Consider the following 21024-nt stretch of genomic DNA (forward strand, 5'->3'; position numbering starts at 1 on the left):
TCTAGATAGTTATATAAGCAGACATAAAAAAGGGATGGCATAAGCCATCCCTTTTTTATTACATTATTCCTTACGATATTTGCCATCACCGTACGACAGTATTTCCATCGTGGTCGTACAAAGCTGACAGTTTATTTCACCAGCAGCGGCTTTTGATAAATCAAGGATACGGCCTCTAATAAAAGGTCCTCTGTCCGTGATTTTTACAACGACGCTCTGCTTTGTCTTTTGATTGGTTACTTGTACCTTCGTGCCGAACGGTAACGTGCGATGTGCAGCGGTTAAAGAGTTCATGTTGAAGATACTGCCACTCGCTGTGCGCTTACCATGAAACTTACTACCGTAGTAACTGGTATTGGCTGCAAAAACTGTGGTGCTAAGTAGTAGCGATAAAGTGACAACCAAAGACTTGATTAAATAAGACATTTAATACCTTTAAGCAATTAATAAAATAGACAGATGCTCTTGCCTACGTTATCTATACTCCCTATGAGTATGAATAATAGGGGATTCTACAAGAGCTAGCTTGTCATATTATTACTGCCGTGTAAAAAACTCATGAGGTCAAATACCTGTTTTTTAAGGAAAAATAGCTATTTTTTAGCAAAAATAATGATGACGTAGGTACTAAAATTAGACTTATAAAGAGTGATTCTCATAAAGAAGCCGACAAAATACTGGAAAGCCAACAACGTAATATAAATAGGTAATATATAAAGACCAAATCTATCGATATAGCATAATTATCGTTATGAAAGCTCAAATAGTAATAGATAATATAATGTAAAAAAACCTTGCTATATTCTTACTATTTTGTAGAATGCATAAGGTTAAACATTATTCTAGAGTATCTATGAAATATACTCATAATAAGTTTGATTTTTGGTCAAATAATCTATTTTTTATCGTCTTTCGAGGAAGTTTTATGTTAAAGAAAATTGCGATTGCTTCAGTTGTTGCTGCTATGATTCCATTTAGCGCAGCTAATGCCGATCTTGGTTCTAAATTTAAAACGGCAGAAACTGGTCGCACTATCGAGCAGATTTATAAGCAGTGTGGTATTGGTGGTGCTTTGTTTGGTAATTCTAGCCCTATCTTAGCTATTATCTCTAACGTGACTTGGGATTTAGGTACTACGGCTGCTACTTCTGACTCTATGTCTCCTGAAACTTGCCAAGGTGGTAACGTTAGAGCTGCGGTTTTGATTAAAGAAGCCTTCCCAAGTGTGGAAAAAGATCTAGCTTCAGGCCAAGGTGCTCATTTATCTGCCCTACAAAGTGTTGCTAACTGTGATTCAGCCGCTAGTGTACGCGCACAGTATGGTAAATATACTCAGACTTCTGCCTATCGTACTGCTACGCAAGATCAAAATGCTGAGACGCTATTTAGCATCGTTAAGCAAAGCTGTGCTATCTAAATATTGAAAGTGCTAGGTATTAAGTTTTTAGTTTAATACTCAAACTTTTGATGATTTAATGATAAAAACACGTAAACCTAGTGCTTACGTGTTTTTTATTGCTCATGTATTTATGGTATCTAAATAAAATGCAAAAGATGTTTTTATGGGTGGCCTGTTTGGCTGCAACGACTATTTGCAATGCGGAAGTTGATGAAACGAATGCCTATGCTTCAGATCCAGTAATAGTAGATAACGAAAATAAGTTCTCTTCTAGTAATGATTCGGCTATCGCAGCAGACATGACTTTAAGTGATCGCGAGAACTTGTCAGATATTGAGCCAAGCGTACAACGACTCACTGAATCGCAGATACAAGAGCAAAACCGAAACTCTCAAAAAAAATACCGCTATTGATCCCATAAAACTAAAATCATTGGCTAAGCACTCCCAATGGCAACATTTATTGTTTTATAAAAATGGCAAGGCTGAAGTCATCTCACCAGATTTTTATTTAACCAATCCTAAGCCTCGTTCGAAACGTAATTTTGATCCCTATGCAGAGCTTATAGCAACGATAGAGCAAATAAATAATGAGGGCGTAGCTTGTAAGTATCCAGCCAGATATTTATGGCTTAATCATCATCTACCAGAGCTGAACGTCGATCTCAAAAACTGCTCAAAATTACCCGATGCGAATCAAGAAATAAGCTTGATCCTAGTAAGCAGCTATTTAAAAAACCCAGCTTCTTCATTTGGTCATGTACTGGTCAAAACCAACACGCCTATAGATAATGCCAATAATACGAACAGTGATGTCAGAGAGCTATCTAGCGAGGACTTACTTAATAACTCATACAACTTCGGCGCTCGTATTCCAGAAAATGAGAACGGTGCGATGTACGCGCTAAAAGGACTATTTGGGTTTTATGATGCTGGGTTTTCAGAGACGGAATTTTTTAAACAAGACGCGGTATATTCCAAGAACGAGCAACGTGATATGTGGGAGTACGTGCTCAATCTAGATGCCTTTGAAACACAATTATTGAACTATCATTTGTACGAAGCAAAGTCTGCTCGATTTGACTATTATTTTATCAAACAAAATTGTGGTTATCGCTCAGGAGAGATACTTGAGCTGATAAGCGACATAAAAACGACTGAGCGAGTAGGTCCTTGGTATGCGCCAGACTATGTATTCGATCAGCTATTAGAACACGACAACGGCGCTGATTCCTTAGTGTCTTCAGTACGCTATTTGCCCTCTGAACAAACGCAACTGCGCGAGAAGTTTGTACAATTATCTAAGCCAATACAAGCCGTCATAAACTCTGTCATTCGTACAGAAAGCACTGCCCCGCTTGCTACTTTAAACGCGGACGATAAGGCAGTTGCTCTTGATTTTCTGATCTTACATCGTACTTATAAAATCACGCAAGACGATACACCGAAGCAGAGAGCTCTCAAAAGCGAATTGCTCAGTCAGCGTTTTGCGCTACCAGCTAGCAATGGTTTGGCTCAGCTGCCTGTACCGAACAAACCCTCTCCAGCATTGAGTAACAAAACCACGCAGACTACAGTCGTTTTATCTGAGGAGAGGGCAGAAGTTGGTTTATCGTTATTTGTAAAAGACCCACTGAACGCTCATACAGATATTGATAAACGTTTTGAAGCCGTAAAAGCGTCACTGGGTTATAGCTTTGATATGCATCAATGGACATTGACGGATTTCGTGTTTTTAGACATGCAGCAGATTGAAGATCTTAGACAACCGTTATCGGGCGAACCTAAACTGTCTTGGCAACTGAAAACAGGCGCTCGTACAGACATGTTTACTGGCAATCGACATAGCCCTTACGCACAAGCTGGCGTTGGCGCAGGCGCTAAGTTTGGTAAACATATACTTGGCTATGGTATGGTCAATGCGACGGCCCATGATCAAGATAAACACGCAGATATCGGTATTGAGCTTGGCTTACGTATGAAACGTAATAACCAAAGTGCTGAATTGTCTTACGTAACTTCAAAGAGAGAAGGGCGCACTGCTATTGATGTTGCCAAATTGACATTACGCCAGCAGCTATCAAAGAATAACGACGCCAGACTTATAATGACATATTCAGACACTGTAATGGCCGATAATAGCGTAGTGTTAGGTGATTCAAATACGATAGATGCTGCTATCGCTTGGCATCACTACTGGTAATATTTATATAACGGTGTTTGTTGTAATTATTGCTATGATGATAAGTAGGCTACAAAAATTGCTATAGCAGAATCTAGTAGCCATTTATACCGTATCGTTTGAAATTGGCAGACTGATACCACTAATATGTTTTTATTTTGGGGAAAATAACATGGCAGAGAAAAACTACTATGACATTTTAGGGGTCAAAAAAGACGCCTCAGACGCTGATATCAAAAAAAAATACCGTAAGCTCGTTCGTCAGTATCATCCCGATGTCAGTGATCATCCAGACGCTGATAATAAGATTGCAGAAATAAACAACGCTTACGAAACGATCAGAGATAAAGAAAAGCGCGCTGAATATGACGCTATGCTCAATAATCCGTTTGCAGGTCAAGGTAGATCAAGTGGGTTTGGTGGCAATGGGCAAACTGGCGCAGGTCAAGGTGGTTTTCGCTGGGAAGATATCAAAGATCAGTTTGGCGACGGTGAGGCCTTTGGTGATGGTGGTTTTCGCTTCGATGACATTTTTTCAGCATTTGGTCGCGGCGCACGTGGGTCAACTGGGGGACAAACCGGCAGTCACTCTCAAAGCAGCGGCTTCGATCAATTTGGTGGTGGCTTTGGGACGCAAGATAGCAAAGGTCAGGATCAGCATGCCGAGATTACCGTTGATTTGTCTTCAGTATATAGTGGCGACGACTACAGCATTAAGCTAAACGTCCCTGTTCGTCAGCCCAATGGTAATGTCGACTACGCTAATAAAACCCTTAAGATAAAAATCCCTAAAGGCATTACTGACGGTAAGCAAATTCGTTTAGCAGGGCAAGGCGCTGCTGGTAGCAGTAATGGCAAAAATGGCGATTTGTTTTTGAAGGTTAAAATTCGTCATGATGCCAATATTCGTATAGAAGGTGCAGACGTTTATCAAACTGTGAATATTGCACCGTGGGAAGCGGCATTGGGTGAAAAAATCAACGTCAGTACGCCAGCGGGTACGCTTGGTGTGACCATTCCTAAGAACAGTAAGTCCGGTAGCAATTTACGTCTTAAAGGCAAGGGTATCCCTGCTAAGCAAGCAGGTGACCTGTATCTAACTCTAAATATTGTCAACCCTGATGTCAGTAGTGATGCGTCGAGACAGGCTTATGAGCAGCTAAAACAAGCCTTTGCAGATACCAATATTAGTCGTTAAACAAGATTATGAATAACCGTTACTCATTATTGAAGTAATAAACGAATAGCAGAGATGAACACGATACCGATGAAATAAAGAGAAAACGAGGATAATAGCTATGAACCACTCGACTGAATTTACAGACATCATCATGAGCTTAGATGAACTGGTCTCTGCCTGTGGCCAAGAGCGCCAATGGGTCATCGAATTAATCGAAGAAAACATCATTGAGTATGATGTACCAGAGCATGAAAAATTTACTGGTTATCAGCTGACGACAGTGCGCCGTGCATCGCGACTGAGTCGTGACTTTGAAGCCAGCGTACCAGCAATTGGTTTGATACTTGAGTTGTTAGATGAGGTTGAGCAACTGCGCCAACTCAAACGTCAAATAGAGCAGCAAACACCAGTCATCGAAGTCGACATAGACAATCTAAAGTAACCAAATAATCAAAATAACACATAAAAAAAGGGCCCTTTAAAGGCCCTTTTTTATGTCTATATAAAACACTTCAGCAGAAATTAACGCGAATACGTCGGATCAGCTGCTGCTGTAAATAATACATCAGTAGAAGAGTTCAATGCAGTCTCAGCTGAATCCTGAATCACACCGATGATAAAGCCAATCGCAACCACTTGCATCGCGATATCATTTGGAATGCTAAATAAGCTAGCAGCGAGTGGAATCAATAGTAATGAACCACCAGCAACACCAGAAGCACCGCAAGCACTAATCGTAGCAACCAGACTGAGTAGCAGCGCTGATGCAAACGTCACTTCAATACCCAACGTATGAGCAGCAGCAAGCGTTAAGACATTAATGGTAATCGCAGCACCAGCCATATTGATCGTGGCACCTAGGGGAATGGTCACCGAATAAGTGTCTTCATGCAATCTAAGCTTACGGGCAAGATTCATGTTGACTGGAATATTGGCCGCTGAACTACGTGTAAAGAAGGCAGTAATTCCTGATTCGCGCAGACATCTGAACACGAGTGGATAAGGGTTTTTACCCGTTTTAATAAGGACGATAAGCGGATTGGCAACCAACGCAATGAATAACATACAGCTGATTAATACCATCAAGATACGTGCGTAGCCTGCCAAAGAAGCAAAGCCTGTCTCCGCAACCGTGCTAGCGACTAGGCCTAAGATACCAAATGGCGCTAAAGCAATAATCCATTTAACCACTTGTGAGATGGCATCAGCGAAATCACCGACAACATTACGAGCAGTATCACTGGCTTGGCGCAATGCAAAACCAATAATAATTGCCCATGCTAAGATACCAATATAGTTGGCTTCAGCGATTGCATTGATCGGGTTAGCGACCAAGTTCATGAGCAAGTTCGTCAAGACTTCTTTTAGGTCAGCAGGTGGTACTTGTGCGATATCGGCGTTGATCAAGACCAGCTCAGTCGGGAATAAAAAGCTGGCACCGACTGCTGTTAGCGCTGCCAAAAAAGTACCGAACATGTACATAATAAGCACCGGCTTTACGTAGACTTCATTGCCACTGCGATGTTGACTAATTGCTGCCATAACCAGAATAAATACTAGGATGGGAGCGACTGCTTTTAGTGCGCCGACAAAGAGTGTACCAAGCAACCCTATGGCGGTGCCGATACTTGGCGCCAGCCAACCAATCAATACCCCTAATACCAAGCCAATAATAATAAGCGACACCAGCCCTATACGCTGATACATCGCAATTAATGAACGCATCTGTACACCCTCAAGTCCGTTAAAAGTAAGTGAATTGTCACAACAGAAAATCTATCGAAGGATGGTAGCATTTTTTGACATATTCGCATACCGCTCATAGCAGCAGCTGCTGTACGCAAATGGAGAGTTAGCAGAGTTATATAATCAGTATAAAAAAGAATGCAGCACTTATAGGCAAGGGCTAGCTACTCAGAATACCTCATCAATGAGAGAGTAAAAGTAGTGATATAAGCAGTGATATATAAGGTAGGAAGGGTATTTCGTTGTAAATGGTGAGGGGACTATAAACGGCAGAGCTACACTTTAAAGTGGGTCAGCTCGTAACCTAATTGCTGGTAGGCTTTATATTTATTGCGACCTTCTTGGGTGCTCGTAGCATCAGGTCGGATCAGCTCAAGGACTCGAGAGGGTTTTGAATTGTTAGTAGCAGCCATAAAATCGTTGACGGGACGTGTCGTTGTATTGAGCACGATACCATTAAAATCTGCTGGCATATGATTGCCTAGCAGTACAGGTGCTAATAATTTATGAGTAGCAATGTTGCTATCATCATTACCTCTATCATCAGTACCTCTATCATCGGTACTTTTATTGTCATTATCAGAAAGACATTGATGCGGTATAAAACTCGTAGAATCTTGTGACCAAAGTGCCGTATCTAGATTTGCTAGTAAGGTCTCATCTTCAATTAAAATCAGCAAAGACTGAGCGCTTTTGTTAAGCGCCGTCTGAGTCAGCTGACAAATAAAGCCCAAGAAATCTTGGGCCTTACTTTCACTTAATACATAAAAACTAATTTTCATAAATGAATTAAGCCATCTCTGCGCTGTTTTTTAAATATTGCATAAACAATGGCACAGGACGACCCGTGGCTGCTTTGTCTTTACCTGAGTTCCATGCAGTACCAGCGATGTCTAAATGCGCCCATGCTTGACCTTCTTCAATGAAGCGCGATAAGAAGCAAGCGGCAGTTACGGCACCAGCACCTTTACCACCAATGTTTTGCATATCGGCGATTGGTGAATCAAGCTGAGCTTGATACTCATCATCTAAAGGCATATGCCAAATAAGATCGCCTGATAGGTTGCTGGCATTTTCTAAATCAAACAGAACATCTTCATCATTACTAAATACGGCTGAACGCACATGGCCTAGCGCAACCACACAAGCGCCAGTCAAGGTGGCAACATCGATGATGGCTTTTGGCTGATAACGCTGCACATAGCACAAGGTATCTGCTAGTACTAAGCGACCTTCAGCATCAGTGTTCAAGATTTCGACTGATTTACCATTCATCGCTTTAACGATATCGCCTGGACGCGTGGCATCACCTGATGGCATGTTTTCAGCACAGGCTAGTGCACCAACGACGTTGATCGGTAGACGCGCTTCGCACAACGCTTTGATTGTACCAAGTACTGATGCCGAACCACCCATATCAAACTTCATCTCATCCATCGCCGCACCTGGCTTGATTGAGATACCGCCTGAATCAAAGGTCACGCCTTTACCGACTAATACGATAGGTGCGTTGTCATTGGTTGCTTGTGCATTGTCACTGCTATTTTTGCTTGCATTTTTAGCTGACTTTTTGGTTGGTAGTTTATCGGCTAATGCCTTTAGGCCACTCACTTTTGCGTTGCTAGTGGTTTGCTCGGTAGTGCCTGCATTTGAACTAAATTCTGATTTACCACGGTACTCCATGAGCACCAGCTTACCTTCTTTGGTAGAGCCTTGTGCAACGGCCAAGAAGCAATGCATACCTAGCGCTGACATCTCGTCCTCACCTAGTACCTTCACGGTTAATAGGTCAGGATACGTTTTTGCAAGTTCTTGAGCTTGTTCAGCCATATAAGCTGGGAAGCAGATATTGCCAGGTTCATTGGCTACATCACGAGTGAGGCTCTGACCAGCAAATACTGACTGAGCAAATGCTAGCGCAGGCTGTAGTGACTCATCAGCTAACAGATAGACATCAGTCAATACAGGAGTCGCTTGCTCAGACTTATACTTGTCAAAGCGGTAGCTTGCTGCCAGTAGATTAAGGGCAAATTGACCAAAGTGATTTTCTTCCAGTGCATCACCCAAGGCGACAGTGATAGAAGACACACGCTTTTGAGTGCTGCTATAGATAGTATTGGCGATTTTTTGCAGTACGGTGTTATTGAACTTATCAGTGTTACCTACACCGACCAATAGCAGTTGTACAGGGTTTTGCTTAGTGGTCTTTTTATCACCTGCCAGCGCATAGTCAGCAACAGTTTCACAGGTAGTACCCTTAAAGTGTGATACTTCAATCAGCTGCTCAATACGAGTGGTATATTCGGCCAGTACAGATTCAGCCAGAATATTTTTCTTGTCATCGACTAAAACAACCAGACAAGCATCGTCTTTACTTTTGGCTTCTTTTTTCAGGATTTTCTGCGTATGGGTCTTTGGTAAATGCTGAGATAATTTGATATTCATATAGTTATCCTTATTAGAGTTATGAAAATTGCAGGATTTGTATGACTGCTTATACCTGTCAGATTATTAGATTATTAGATTATTTGGTCTATCGATCAATCACAGTAGTGTAGCATATTGCGATAATCGTGCGCAGTTAGCAAGCCTTAGGTAATACGTTTGAATTATTATGCTGTGCTAACTTACGCTATGGTTTAGCGGTTACATTATCATTTTTCGATGGTGCCAACATATTAGCCATTGACCAATTCATCGGTCGTTACCATCGCGGCAAATCTGTCTTGTAGTGCGGCCATGGCAGTATCATGCATGATTTCAGCGCTTATCGGCTTTCTTGTAGCGCTAGGTAGGTCGCGAGTGGCACAAGCATCATGGCAGACAAAACTATCAAAACCTAAATCAAATGCGGTGCGGACGCTTGAGCTGACGCACATATGACTCATAAAACCCGCAAAAATAATCTGCTTTTTTTCTGCTGCTGAAATCAATGAGTGTAATTGCGTATCATAAAAGGCATTCGGATGCTTTTTGACAATCACTGTTTCGCCATCTTGCGGCTGCAATTGCTCGACTATCTCAACATTAGCTGACAAAGGGTCAAAGACATTGCCATTCTCTGCACCGTGATGGGTAATGTGAAAGATAGGTAGATCTTGCTGACGCGCTTTATCGAGTAGTAGGTGCGCATTGGCGATGGCTTTTGCCCCAGAGTCCCCTAATGGCATAGCGCCATCGACATATTCATTTTGATAGTCGATAAGAACAAGCGCGCAATTTGACCAATCAAGCGTATCAAAAGTACCGCCAGCGAGCTCAAGTAGGGTAGAGGGTGTAGAGGTCGTTTTATTCATTAGTATTATTCTCCGTTTGACGATATAAGTATATTTTTCTATCAGTCAGTCTAGCAATTAATGACAGAGATAAATGTTCGATGATACGAATGACAAACAAACCTTTCTAAAATAAATAAAGCAAAAACTTAGCGCTATAAATACTATCAATTCGATGTAATTTGAGGTTTTATTAATTATTCATCCAATATTTGCTATATTCGTTATTTGCTGTCGATAATGCGTTCTCAGCAAGGTGTAGGTAATGTTTTCAAACACATTTCACAGCCATTTTTAGGCAAAACATGCTAGCATTAGCGGTTATATTTGTCGCTTGTGTTTATTGAGTATGACTAACCAGTCGCTCAGTAACGTTTACCGTTATTTGAGTATGTAGATGACCCATATCATGCTGGTGATATGTCGTCGTACGACCTAAATAGTCAATAAGCTCATCATCAATTGCGCACATACCAACCGTTTAAGAGTACCCATTGTGATATTACGCCGCTACATGACACAACAAGTTGCCTCGACCACTGCCTTAGTGTTGGGGTTTTTGGTAGTGATGATGCTTGGCGGTCGTTTGATACGCTATTTTGGCATCGCTGCTGAAGGTCGTTTGGACGTCAGCCTACTGTTTACTATCATTGGGTATAACCTACCGTATTTTTTAGAGCTCATTTTACCGTTAGCATTCTTTATCGCTTTGATGCTGGTATTTGGTCGCTTGTATGTTGATCAAGAAATGGCAGTGATCAATGCTAGTGGCGTGTCTCGAGGTCGGCTTGCTCGATTGATGACACCATTAATATTAGCGTTGTTCGTCGGCGAAGCGGCGCTATCTGTCGTTGGTAAGCCTTGGGGCGTACGCTCGTCTGAGGCTGTGTGGCAGCAGCAAGCATTGACCAGTGCGTTCGACTTGATTCGTCCGAACGAGTTTATCAGTAGCGGTAATTATCATTTATATGTGGGTAGTCTCAGCGATGATAAGAAAAAGTTGCAAGATGTGATATTGATACAATCAGAACCTGCTAAAAAAGGTGGTGCTGCTGAAGATGTCGATGCTAATGTCAATGCTACTAATATGAATAACACGATTGACAGCGAAACAGCTGAACAAATTGGCATCTCTGATATTCCAAAAGATATTATAAGTAGTGGTGCAAAGGACATCAGCAAAGACACGATCACGTTGGCTAAGCGTGCTGAGCAAGTAGATACTGGCAATAGCGGCGTGACTCAGTTGGATCTGTTCCAAGGACGTCGTTACGAAGTCGGCGCAGGCAGTCTGAAATATAATCAAGTCGCTTTTGATCGCTATCGCATCACCTTGACTGAATCTTCACAGGAAGTTATCACCGAAGACAATATTGAAACGCAAAAGATAGGACCATTGTGGCAGGCCGCCACGAGTAGCTCACCATCAGGCTCTAACAGTGCAATGCGTGCTGCACAAGGTGAGCTTGGCTATCGTTTGGCGCTACCATGGCTGATGATTATCGCGCCTATGTTGGCCGTGCCACTGGCGCAAGTCCGTCCGCGTCAAGGACGTTGGCTACGCTTGTTTCCTTCTATCTTATTATTTGTCAGTTGTGCATTAGGTATCATTTCGCTAAAAAACGCAGTGAGCAAAGACAGCATCAGCGTATGGGCATATGCATGGCTTATTTTAGGATTTATGGCATTGGCGCTTTATATGAATTGGGGTAGCCGTGTGCAACATCGACTGCGCTTTCGCAAACAAGAAAACAGGCTAGCCGCTGCCGCAACTAGTTCAGTTAGCGACATAGATAATCAGAACAACAGCTCACAAGGAGGGCAGTCTTAATGCGCTCTTTATTTGCTAAGTCAGCCAAGTCTAATCAATTGGCTAAAAAGCCTGCCAATCTAAAAGTCCTCAGTCGTTATGTCAAACTCAACGCTCTATTGGCTATTATCGCTGCCGTTATTGGTTTGTGGGCGTTGCAGCTGATTTTCTCTTATTTATCAGAGCTTGATTCGTTAGATGATAACTACACCATGGGCGAGGCGCTCAAATATATCTTTTATCGTTCGCCTTACTTTTTAGAGCAATTTATCCCAACGGGTGCGCTATTGGGTGCTGTCATAGGGTTAGGTTTGCTGGCCAATAAAAGCGAGCTCGTCGTCATGCGCGCGGCTGGGGTCAGTATTTATCGTATCGTCGGCTGGGTATTGCAGCCCGCTTTGATATTTGTACTATTGGCATTGGCTATCAACCAATTTGTCCTACCGTCTTCTAACCAATTAGCGAAACAGATTAATGATGAGGACAGTACCTCACTGGTCACTTCGGTACGCGGCTACTGGACGACACAACCACGATTCGAAACCGCAGAAGATGGCAGTGCTACACATGATGGTAGCGACGTTTTATATATTGATTATGCTGATGTAGCAGGCAATATTGGCGAAGTGAAACGCTGGCATTTGGATAACAACGGAAATTTGCAAACCGCTGTCCATGCGGAAGGTGGAAAGTATACTGGCCGTGAACCAATTGATGTGAATAGTGAAAAGCCAAGCGAGCAGTATCGTTACGAGTGGCAGCTAAATGATATGGTTGAGCTCTCTATCAATCAGGGCTTTGAGAGTAGCCAAGCTATTTCACCATCAGATACGTTAAGCTTACCTTTTGCCCCAGAGTCTGTCTATCTGCTAACGCGTAAGGCAGAAGATTTGTCATTGACGCAGCTGTATGAGCATCGCACGTTTATGCATCAGCAGGGCAATCGTTCTTTAGATCATGAAGTCGCATTTTGGCAAAAGCTACTATCACCATTATCGATATTGTCGCTGGTGATTGTCGCTTGCTCGTTTGTCTTTGGCTCGCTACGGACGCACAGCTTAGGCTTGCGTATCGTCGTGGCATTGTTGTTTGGACTACTATTTAGCTATATTCAAGACTTAGTCGGTTTTGTATCGCTAGCCACAGGTTTTTCACCAATGCTCATGGTGCTATTGCCGATTATCGGCAGCGCGCTATTGGGTGGATACTTGATAAAACGTCAGATGTAAAAAGACAATTGGTCATACCAAATAAAAAGCACGCTAAAATTAGATTTAGCGTGCTTTCTTATGTCGATTTCAATTTAAGCTTCAGTTTAAATGGCTGAAACTCAATCAGGCAAAGCTAAAACTAGTCTTTGGTCGCCATCGTAATCGTATAGGTTTTACCTTGTTTGATTTTGTCGCTATTGCCAAACACTTCGGTAAACGAGCGTTTCACAAATTGGCGCAGACCGTTGATGGTGACGACATAAAAACGGCCACCTTTACGCATGCGTGCATAGGCATCGAGGAAGTATAAATAATGCTGCTCTTTACCGACTTTGGCTGGCAAGTTCGACATCACAAGGCTAAAGTCTTTATCTTTTGCCACATGATTAAAACCATTTGATAAATGCACATCGACATTGTTTAGACCGTTTTTCTCACAGTTACGGCGTGCGTATTCTACCGCCATAAAGTCTTTATCAATCAGCGTATGCTGACCATTTGGACATTCACGTGCTGCCGTCATACCAAGTACGCCATAACCACAGCCCAAATCGATCGAATCATCATCTTGCTCAAAATCCACATAATCAAGCAGCATCAAGCTACCGTCATCGAGTTTTTGCGGTGAAAAAATACCCCACGTGGTCGCAAAATCAAACGGCTTACCTAGCACTTCTTGGCGAAAATTGATATCTTCGCGCCAGTGTTCGGCGTTTTTTAACAGGTCAGAAGGTGGTCTATGGCTCATGGGATTCTCGGATAATAGATAGGTAAAAGGTAGTGCGCAGCCCAGTTAGGTAGCATGTATATCATGACGCACTTTAATAAGGGTATTGTAACGAGAAAAGGGCAGGTTTGCAGCTATCTATTTATGGAACTGCATTTTGCTATGTCGTAAAAATTTTTAAGAAAAAATGCTAGAGATATTAGATAAGAGGTATCGCTTAAGATAGAATCAAATCTAACCTGATAGTCTCTAAGTGTTATTTATGCCAGACATTATATTCGTATCCAAAGTAGACTTCTGGCTTGCACTGTTACTTTGGGGTTTGAGTTTATTTACTGTGTCTGTTCCATTATGGCAGTGGAAGCGAGGTGCTCACAAATCCCTCATACAAACTATATTAATGACGGTTATTCTCATCCCTTTTGCAGCACTAATGCTCATCCCTTTTTTCGGTACTAAGTACATATTAACGAATGACCAACTACAAGTAGATAGTGGGTTCTCTGTTCAAAAAATTGAAATTACAGATATCACCTATATTACGCCGACTCGAAGTATGAGTTCTGCGCCAGCACTATCATTGGATAGGATTAAAATATCCTATCAAGATGAAGAAATACTAATCTCGCCAAAAGACAAATCACGTTTTTATCGCGAGATACAGGCACGTAATCCAAGTATAGCGATAGATACAGCAGGCGAATAGAATGGCATTATAGTTAACCATATTCAGCTATATATCATTTCTGATATTGAATTTTTCTTGAAACTACTTCCTCAAACTCTTCTTTAATAAATGGTCAAATATAAATGGCCCAAATGGTAAAAACGAGCCAAGCACACCAGCAGGTAGCGCCCAAAGCGGCATTTTTATTCTGCTCGCCGTAATGACCAGCACCACGACATAAGCAACGAATAATACCCCATGCACTGGACCGACATAGCTTACCGCTTCTGGAATATCGAACATATATTTGAGTGGCATCGCGATACCAAGTAACAATAGAAAAGACGTGCCTTCTAAATAACCCATGATAGTAAGATTTCTGAGTGCAGAGTTTTGACGCTTCGTTAAGGCAGATGGTTGAGCTTGCGACACGATATATTCCTTTTACAATCATCAATAATATTAGATTTCAATGCTGGCCATATGACAATATGGCAAGGCTACCCACGTGGATGATGTTCGGCATGCAATTTCTGCAATCTTGCCGTTGCTACATGAGTATAGATTTGCGTGGTTGATAAATCGCTATGTCCTAGCAATAACTGCACACTACGCAAGTCTGCACCATGATTGAGCAAATGCGTGGCAAAGGCGTGACGTAGCGTATGCGGGGATAACTCTTTATCGATACTGGCAACTTTGGCGTACTTCTTAAGTAGATACCAAAAGTTCTGCCGCGTCATATAGCCACCTTGCGCCGTCAAAAATACCGCTTGGCAATTGCCTGATTTTAAATGAGCAATCAAGTCGCCACGCCCATGAGACAGATAATCTTCCAATGCATCAGCTGCATATTCGCCGAGGGGCACCAGTCGCGTTTTATTCCCTTTCCCCGTGATTTGTAGCCAGCCTGAGTTTAGATTCACTTGCTCTAATGAGAGGTTAATCAACTCACTCACTCGCAAACCGCAGGCGTATAAAACTTCTAGCATGGCTTTATCACGGAGACCGAGCGCGGTGCCGGTATCAGGTGCGGCAAGTAGATTATCGACGTCAGCCTCGGCTAAGTCTTTTGGCAGCGGACGTCCGAGTTTTGGGCTTTTGATACGTTCACAAGGATTGTCTTCACGCAGATTACTGGCAATCATCCATAGATAAAACTGGCGCAAGCTTGAGAGCATGCGTGCTTGTGTACGTGGGGTTTTGCCATCTTGAGCAAGGAGTGACAGACAGTGCAGCACATCATCAGGCTGCCAGCGTGTCAGAGCGATAGGATTGGTCAGCTCACAAGAGCGTAGGTCGCGGACGTACGCATTACGAGTACGCGTCGCTAGACCGCGTGCCAGCATGGCTTGACGAAACTCAGTCATATAAGCTGGCTCATCATCGACCGCCAATGCTTTAGGCTGTCGTTGTTGCACGGCACGATCACGGCTCATAGGATGATACTCAGGTAGGGATTAAGTTAGCAATAACAGACAGTTATTAAAATAATGCCAAACTTATCATGCCATTTTTTTCTTAACCAGATAGCGATATAGCGTTACGCTTGCAGGCGTATCCTCATCGCTATCGATGGTAATTTCATCAGGATCAGCGTCTAAGCTCACATTCTCAGCCAGTGTTTCTTGGCCTACTAGTTCATGACCTAAATGACGACAGAAATTTGGAATGTCGCGCGTGGTAGCCGGATCTGTCGCCAATATTTCAATCACTTCACCGCCATCTGCTTTACGAATGACGCGGTGTAGCATCATGACGGGCTCAGGACAAATCAGCCCTTGAGTATCTAAGTGATGGTGAATAGGCGTGTCTGGTATAGAAGTGGTCATAGTCATTATCGTAAAGCTAAATAAGTGAGTTTAAGGACAAGTAGGGTAAGTAGTTTGCTTAAGTGCTTATCGCGGCATACTTTGTAGATCGTCTACGCTTCAGTAATTTCAGGCTCTTCGTTGGCATCAGGCGTATCAGCTACTTCTAAAAAGTTAAAAAACCGCTTAAAACTTACTTTAAATAAAAATGCCACACCCAACCAACAAGATAGCCCTAACCATGCAGTATCGGCAAAAATTAATCCGCCAACCAATATAATGGTAGATACGCCAATACTCATGGCAATCATCGACGGTTGATTTAAGCGATAACGATAAACGACTAACGCATCATAAATGGTAATAGGTATCGTGAGGGCTACTAAGGCATATGGCAAATTATAAAATAACTGATAAAGCAGCTGGTTATCATGGAAGGCTTTGATACTAGCAATCGTGCCAAAGACCACAAATGCAAAAATAGCCGCATAAATGAGATAAATCGCTATTTGGTTGGCACGCTGTGCGCCTTTAATACGGGCAATAGCAAGTGGAGCGAAACCATGTTGTGACTTATGTTGCGAGGGTTGGTCTGAGACAGTGGTCATAGTAATCAGTCATTTATCCGTTGAGAAGTACGATGTATCGAAGTGGCATTATAGCCGCACACGTGTCCCTTACCTATTTGGCTGCTTTATTCTGCTTTGATTGCATCGATAGCGATAGTGCTATTAGGATCAGCAAAATAGGTCGACATTAGGATACAAGCGGAGATATCATCAATTGGGTCGCGTTCGTTTTTTATCCAACCATTATCCCATGCGATTTCTCTTGCTTCGATTGAAGTCAACCGCTCATCACACAGTGATACGGTCACTGGCAAATGTTGCTCCATTACTCTATGGGCCAGACGACGAGCGAATTTGTGTGCTCGTTTTGAGAGCATGGAGCTCGTGCCATCCATATTAAGCGGTAGACCAACCACGACTTGTGCTACGCCCCAGACTTTGATGATACCAATTAAATTGTCCCAATCTGGCTGCCCGTTATTCATCGCCAATATATCAAAGGCACGCGCCGTCTGTGTAATGGTATTACCGAGTGCCATCCCCATCTTTTTGACGCCGTAATCTAGCGCCAAGATAAGATGCGGCTTTACTTCTGGCTCAATAGTTTCAGCAGTGATATTGCTATCGTTATCGAGAGTATCAAATCCACTTTCAATGTCATTATCTATAGCGTCTGTGCTATTGGCCGTAACAGTACTATCTACCATAGTAATGGGTGTCCTTTATGTCTTTATTTAAATTCGCAGAGCGTATGAGATTACGCATGACCTATGTCACTACTAAGATAGTCGAAATTGACTCCGATTTTGTCGGCTGCGATTTGCCAGCGTTCTTCAAACGGTGTATCAAATAATAAATTCAAATCAGCAGGGCAGACTAACCAGTCACCATTACTCAGCTCTTGGTCTAGCTGTTTCTTACCCCAACTAGCATGACCTAGGCACAGCTGATAGTGACCGACGCCTTGACCTGCGGCAATACGCTTTAGAATATCTTGGCTAGTCGTGATGCAAACGTTCTCTGAAATAGCAAAAGAAGAGGCCCATTCTGGCTGACCAGTATGCAGCACAAAGCCGACCTCAGGATACATAGGGCCGCCTTCTAATGCCACATCTTCCATCACCTGCGGATTGGTCACTTCAATGTCTAAGTCTTCTAGCAGCTTACCTACGCGAGATTGCTCAAGCGGACGATTGACCATCAGACCTAGGGCACCGTGCTTGTCATGACGGCAGATATATATAAGTGCCTGCTCAAACCTTGGGTCTGACAGCTCGGGTGCTGCAATCAAAAAATGATGGGTCAAATTGGTTTTAGACATAGAAACAAACGCAACCTAATAATAAGGGTGAAAGACCACTATATGGTGATAATCAATAGAAAAGCAAGATTTGCACTAATTGCTACTGACCATCATACAGACTCAGCTAACCATCCGTTTTAATGAAAACGAATGATTATTTAACGTTAGATAGGTCAGATAAGCGTTATTTAACATCGGATAATAAGCTGCGGGCATGGTCGCGCGTGACATCGGTGATAATGACACCACCAGACATACGCGCCAACTCGTCTACTTGCGCACTGTCGGTCAGTATGAGTAGCTCGCTTTCGGTCTGTTCTTGATGGTGCTTTTGTACCAAGATATGTTGATGCGCTTGCGCTGCGACTTGTGCTTGGTGTGTGATAGCCAGCAATTGCTGTGTTTGCCCAAGCGAGCGTAGCAGTTCGCCAACCACTTGCGCAGTACCGCCACTGATACCAACGTCGACCTCATCAAATACCAACATAGGCTTGGCGGCATTGTTATCAGCATTGGTCGCTTGTAAGACTTGCATCACGAGCGCCATACGTGACAGTTCACCACCTGAGGCGATTTTGTGTAGAGGCTGCATTGGCATACCGACATTGGCGCTGAATAATAAATCAATATCGAAACAACCTTGGGCATTGTACTGACTAGGTTCGGCTTTCTTAGTAAAAACAAATTCACAGCGAGCATTGGGTAGCGCAAGTGGTTGTAGCTGTTTGATGAGTTGCTTACTAATTATCGGAGCAGCTTTTGTGCGCTCTTTATTCAACTGTGTCGCCAGAGCGAGATAGTCTTGCCAAGCCTGATCAATTTGCGCTGCCATTGCATCACTGCTTGGCTCGTTCTCTAGCTGCTCTAATTGCGCTTCCCAGCCTTTTGCTTCATCAATTAAATCACTCGCTGGCAAGCTATGCTTACGTGACAGACGATGTCCTAAGCTGATTAAATTGTCTAGTGTTTGCAATCGTTCAGGATCAGGTAGCTGCTGTTCGGCATAATCTGATAGCAGCGCAGTCACCTCAGTGATTTGCTGCTGTGCTAGATGTAGCTGTTCAGAAGCTTGTTCAAACGTTTGGCTAACGCCTACTTGGTTGTCACAGAGTTTAATTGCTTGTCCGAGCAAGGTCATGACGTCTGGTTCATCAGTATCATTGTCGAGCAAATGCAGACCATGACTGGCCTCTTGCATTAAGGCTTCAATATTGGAGAGCTCTTCGTGTTCAGATTCAACTTCTGCGTAATCCACAGCTAATAACGGGGCAATATCTGCTAATTGGCTCTGCAACAACTGAATACGATCTTGACGCTGGGCTTCGCGGCTCGCGATGTCATCTGCGCGACGTTTTAGCTGCTGATAGGCTTGATAGCTACTGGCAGTTTGGATGGCTAGCGGTGTTATCTGTGCCATCTCATCAAGCCATTGCACCACAAATTGCGGCTTAAGTAATGCTTGCTGAGCATGTTGGCTATGTATATTGACCAGTAAAGCACCTAAACTCTTTAGCTCCGCTAAGCTAACCGGTGAACCATTTAGCCATGCTTTTGAGCGGCCAGTATTGCTTAATTGTCGACGAATAAGTACTTCAGGCTCTTCTAGCGGTCGATCATTTTTGGCAAACCAGTCAGCGACGACGCTGTTATTTTCTACATCAAATTGAGCGTAGATATCTGCATGCGCAGCGCCATGCCTGACCATTGCACTGTCTGCTCGCTCACCGACACATAGTGATAGTGCATCTAGCAATAACGACTTGCCAGCACCTGTTTCACCAGTGATGACATTAAAACCTTCAGCCACGCTCAGCTCATGCTGAGCAATCAACGCAAACTGATGTAAAGTTAACGATACTAGCATCAACGCCTCTCAGGACAGACAATGGACATCATATAAATCTTAGGAAGCCATCTATAAATAGGGTAAATAAGGAAGTGAAAATATCTATTTAAACTTGCTAATTAGATAAATATTGTAGGCAAATAGTATGGTGTTAAATGTGCGTAAATACAAACTTTAAGATGAGGTATAACAGAATTTATTATTGGGAGATTACCATAAAACTATTAAAAACTGACAATAAATCATCAACATAATACCTATAATATTAATCGTTAGGGTCATTGGATATCTAAAGATAAGCACAGTATGTGAAGAAGTGTTTTGACTGATAATTATAAAAACATACCTAAGTTAGTGGCCTAGCATCCGCCTAGAAAAATACCAAATGAATATTAAACGAACGGGTAGATACTTGCCATCGAATAGAATTTTCCTAGTCGCTTTAACAAACTTTATAGATATAATGTGGTAGCATAATCTCACATAATGATAAACTCTTCTTATGAGTTTGATGCGCTATGCAACCTGATAACGAGTCATAATTTTGTAAAATTGTAGGCGTATAGTGGTAAAAATATGCCACTCAATCATTACTCAAAAGCGTTTTCATAGAACCTGTGGCTACCTTTAGCGCGCAGATATCTACTATAGAGGGATAAAGTATCTAAAGCAGGCGTGTTTGCTTACTGGTCGCGTATTTGAAGCCCAGTGCAACTCTGTCAGTACTTTAACCCGTTACTTATTTTTTAGTTTTGCCATAATTATTTGATAAGGAAGCCACTATGACAGCGGCGCAATTTACTAACGTAACAGTTAATGCCCAAGCGACAGTATCTTATGATGGTCGCTGCTCAAGCCATACCATTATGTTTGAGGATGGTCGTCATAAAACGCTAGGCGTGATCTTACCTTGTGACAACTTGGTTGAGCATTATCACTTTAGCACTAATACTTCTGAGCGTATCGAAATCACTAGTGGTGAGTGTGAAGTGAAGATCAATGGTGATGATGAATTCAGCTACTACCGTGCCGGTCAATCATTTGTCGTTGAAGGCAATAGCGGTTTTAACCTACGTACTGAAGAGATTGTTCAATATGTCTGTCATCTAGAAGGCTGATATTATTAATAGGGCGCTCGAGCTTTCATTCTAGCGCCTGTTCTATCACACATTAGTGTTTCGAGAAAATAAACAATATCGGATTGGTATTGTTTATTTCTTTTTTGACGTTTGGTTTACTGTTCTCTCATCATCAATGAGCTATGACATTTAAAGCCGACGTTACCCTCTTTTATTCCGT

The 21024-nt window shown here is 42.5% G+C and carries 22 protein-coding genes; 9 read left to right on the plus strand and 13 right to left on the minus strand.

Annotated features, from left to right (window positions below; all coding sequences use genetic code 11):
* Positions 1-63: 63 nt before the first annotated feature.
* Positions 64-426 (minus strand): septal ring lytic transglycosylase RlpA family protein, encoded by a 363-nt coding sequence (locus FQV37_RS03810; RefSeq protein ID WP_057757673.1) that lies wholly within the window; start codon positions 424-426, stop codon positions 64-66.
* Positions 427-925: 499 nt separating this feature from the next.
* Between FQV37_RS03810 and FQV37_RS03815 the strand changes: the two genes are divergently transcribed.
* The 5 genes from FQV37_RS03815 (at position 926) to FQV37_RS03835 (ending at position 5202) form a co-directional block, all read left to right on the plus strand.
* Positions 926-1417, plus strand: a complete 492-nt coding sequence (locus tag FQV37_RS03815; RefSeq protein ID WP_160021366.1) for a DUF3015 family protein — start codon at positions 926-928, stop codon at positions 1415-1417.
* Between the two features lie 128 nt (positions 1418-1545).
* A complete protein-coding gene (locus FQV37_RS03820; protein ID WP_160021367.1) occupies positions 1546-1812 on the plus strand; it encodes a hypothetical protein in 267 nt (88 codons plus the stop codon).
* Entirely contained in the window at positions 1709-3601 is a 1893-nt protein-coding gene (locus FQV37_RS03825; protein ID WP_478009419.1) for an Lnb N-terminal periplasmic domain-containing protein, read from the plus strand. The genes FQV37_RS03820 and FQV37_RS03825 overlap by 104 nt, the downstream gene beginning before the upstream one ends.
* A 151-nt stretch (positions 3602-3752) precedes the next feature.
* Entirely contained in the window at positions 3753-4778 is a 1026-nt protein-coding gene (locus tag FQV37_RS03830; RefSeq protein ID WP_160021369.1) for a DnaJ C-terminal domain-containing protein, read from the plus strand.
* A gap of 100 nt (positions 4779-4878) precedes the next feature.
* Positions 4879-5202, plus strand: coding sequence for a chaperone modulator CbpM (locus tag FQV37_RS03835; protein ID WP_102083164.1), 324 nt, complete (start codon positions 4879-4881; stop codon positions 5200-5202).
* Positions 5203-5282: 80 nt separating this feature from the next.
* On the opposite strand, the gene sstT is transcribed toward FQV37_RS03835, so the two are convergent.
* The 4 genes from sstT to FQV37_RS03855 form a co-directional block, all read right to left on the minus strand.
* Positions 5283-6485, minus strand: a complete 1203-nt coding sequence (sstT, locus tag FQV37_RS03840; RefSeq protein WP_160021370.1) for a serine/threonine transporter SstT — start codon at positions 6483-6485, stop codon at positions 5283-5285.
* Between the two features lie 296 nt (positions 6486-6781).
* Complete coding sequence (locus FQV37_RS03845) at positions 6782-7288, minus strand: DNA polymerase III subunit chi (protein WP_160021371.1); 507 nt, start codon at positions 7286-7288, stop codon at positions 6782-6784.
* 7 nt (positions 7289-7295) lie between these two features.
* Positions 7296-8951, minus strand: coding sequence for a leucyl aminopeptidase (locus FQV37_RS03850; RefSeq protein ID WP_160021372.1), 1656 nt, complete (start codon positions 8949-8951; stop codon positions 7296-7298).
* Between the two features lie 233 nt (positions 8952-9184).
* Positions 9185-9802, minus strand: coding sequence for a cysteine hydrolase family protein (locus tag FQV37_RS03855; protein WP_160021373.1), 618 nt, complete (start codon positions 9800-9802; stop codon positions 9185-9187).
* A 493-nt stretch (positions 9803-10295) separates the two neighbouring features.
* Between FQV37_RS03855 and FQV37_RS03860 the strand changes: the two genes are divergently transcribed.
* Together FQV37_RS03860 and lptG are read left to right on the plus strand one after the other, a co-directional pair.
* Positions 10296-11612 (plus strand): LPS export ABC transporter permease LptF, encoded by a 1317-nt coding sequence (locus tag FQV37_RS03860; RefSeq protein WP_160021374.1) that lies wholly within the window; start codon positions 10296-10298, stop codon positions 11610-11612.
* The gene (gene lptG / locus FQV37_RS03865) at positions 11612-12820 is read left to right on the plus strand and encodes an LPS export ABC transporter permease LptG (RefSeq protein WP_160021375.1); all 1209 of its coding nucleotides are present in this window, start codon (positions 11612-11614) and stop codon (positions 12818-12820) included. The genes FQV37_RS03860 and lptG overlap by 1 nt, the downstream gene beginning before the upstream one ends.
* Before the next feature lie 121 nt (positions 12821-12941).
* Here lptG and FQV37_RS03870 read toward each other — a convergent pair whose 3' ends face one another.
* Positions 12942-13550 (minus strand): class I SAM-dependent methyltransferase, encoded by a 609-nt coding sequence (locus tag FQV37_RS03870; protein WP_102092644.1) that lies wholly within the window; start codon positions 13548-13550, stop codon positions 12942-12944.
* Positions 13551-13791: 241 nt separating this feature from the next.
* Between FQV37_RS03870 and FQV37_RS03875 the strand changes: the two genes are divergently transcribed.
* Entirely contained in the window at positions 13792-14235 is a 444-nt protein-coding gene (locus FQV37_RS03875; RefSeq protein ID WP_160021376.1) for a PH domain-containing protein, read from the plus strand.
* Between the two features lie 63 nt (positions 14236-14298).
* Here the strand turns inward: FQV37_RS03875 and FQV37_RS03880 are convergent, their stop codons facing one another.
* The 7 genes from FQV37_RS03880 to recN all read right to left on the minus strand — a co-directional run bounded on the left by FQV37_RS03880 (position 14299) and on the right by recN (position 19743).
* Positions 14299-14628 (minus strand): DUF3817 domain-containing protein, encoded by a 330-nt coding sequence (locus FQV37_RS03880; RefSeq protein WP_160021377.1) that lies wholly within the window; start codon positions 14626-14628, stop codon positions 14299-14301.
* Between the two features lie 68 nt (positions 14629-14696).
* On the minus strand, positions 14697-15635 hold the full coding sequence (gene xerD, locus FQV37_RS03885; RefSeq protein ID WP_160021378.1) for a site-specific tyrosine recombinase XerD: 939 nt from the start codon (positions 15633-15635) through the stop codon (positions 14697-14699).
* A 66-nt stretch (positions 15636-15701) separates the two neighbouring features.
* Complete coding sequence (tusA, locus tag FQV37_RS03890; protein ID WP_102092648.1) at positions 15702-16028, minus strand: sulfurtransferase TusA; 327 nt, start codon at positions 16026-16028, stop codon at positions 15702-15704.
* Positions 16029-16120: 92 nt separating this feature from the next.
* The gene (locus FQV37_RS03895; RefSeq protein WP_160021379.1) at positions 16121-16615 is read right to left on the minus strand and encodes a hypothetical protein; all 495 of its coding nucleotides are present in this window, start codon (positions 16613-16615) and stop codon (positions 16121-16123) included.
* An 86-nt stretch (positions 16616-16701) separates the two neighbouring features.
* Positions 16702-17193: a Holliday junction resolvase RuvX gene (gene ruvX / locus FQV37_RS03900; protein ID WP_420876972.1), complete on the minus strand. Its 492-nt coding sequence runs from the start codon at positions 17191-17193 to the stop codon at positions 16702-16704.
* A 140-nt stretch (positions 17194-17333) separates the two neighbouring features.
* The gene (locus FQV37_RS03905) at positions 17334-17897 is read right to left on the minus strand and encodes a YqgE/AlgH family protein (protein WP_101204671.1); all 564 of its coding nucleotides are present in this window, start codon (positions 17895-17897) and stop codon (positions 17334-17336) included.
* Between the two features lie 166 nt (positions 17898-18063).
* Positions 18064-19743, minus strand: coding sequence for a DNA repair protein RecN (gene recN / locus FQV37_RS03910; RefSeq protein ID WP_160021381.1), 1680 nt, complete (start codon positions 19741-19743; stop codon positions 18064-18066).
* Positions 19744-20507: 764 nt separating this feature from the next.
* Here recN and ppnP point away from each other — a divergent pair.
* The gene (gene ppnP, locus FQV37_RS03915; RefSeq protein WP_057757729.1) at positions 20508-20843 is read left to right on the plus strand and encodes a pyrimidine/purine nucleoside phosphorylase; all 336 of its coding nucleotides are present in this window, start codon (positions 20508-20510) and stop codon (positions 20841-20843) included.
* Positions 20844-21024: the final 181 nt, after the last annotated feature.

It is taken from the genome of Psychrobacter nivimaris (assembly GCF_009812035.1).
GTDB classification, from domain to species: domain Bacteria; phylum Pseudomonadota; class Gammaproteobacteria; order Pseudomonadales; family Moraxellaceae; genus Psychrobacter; species Psychrobacter nivimaris.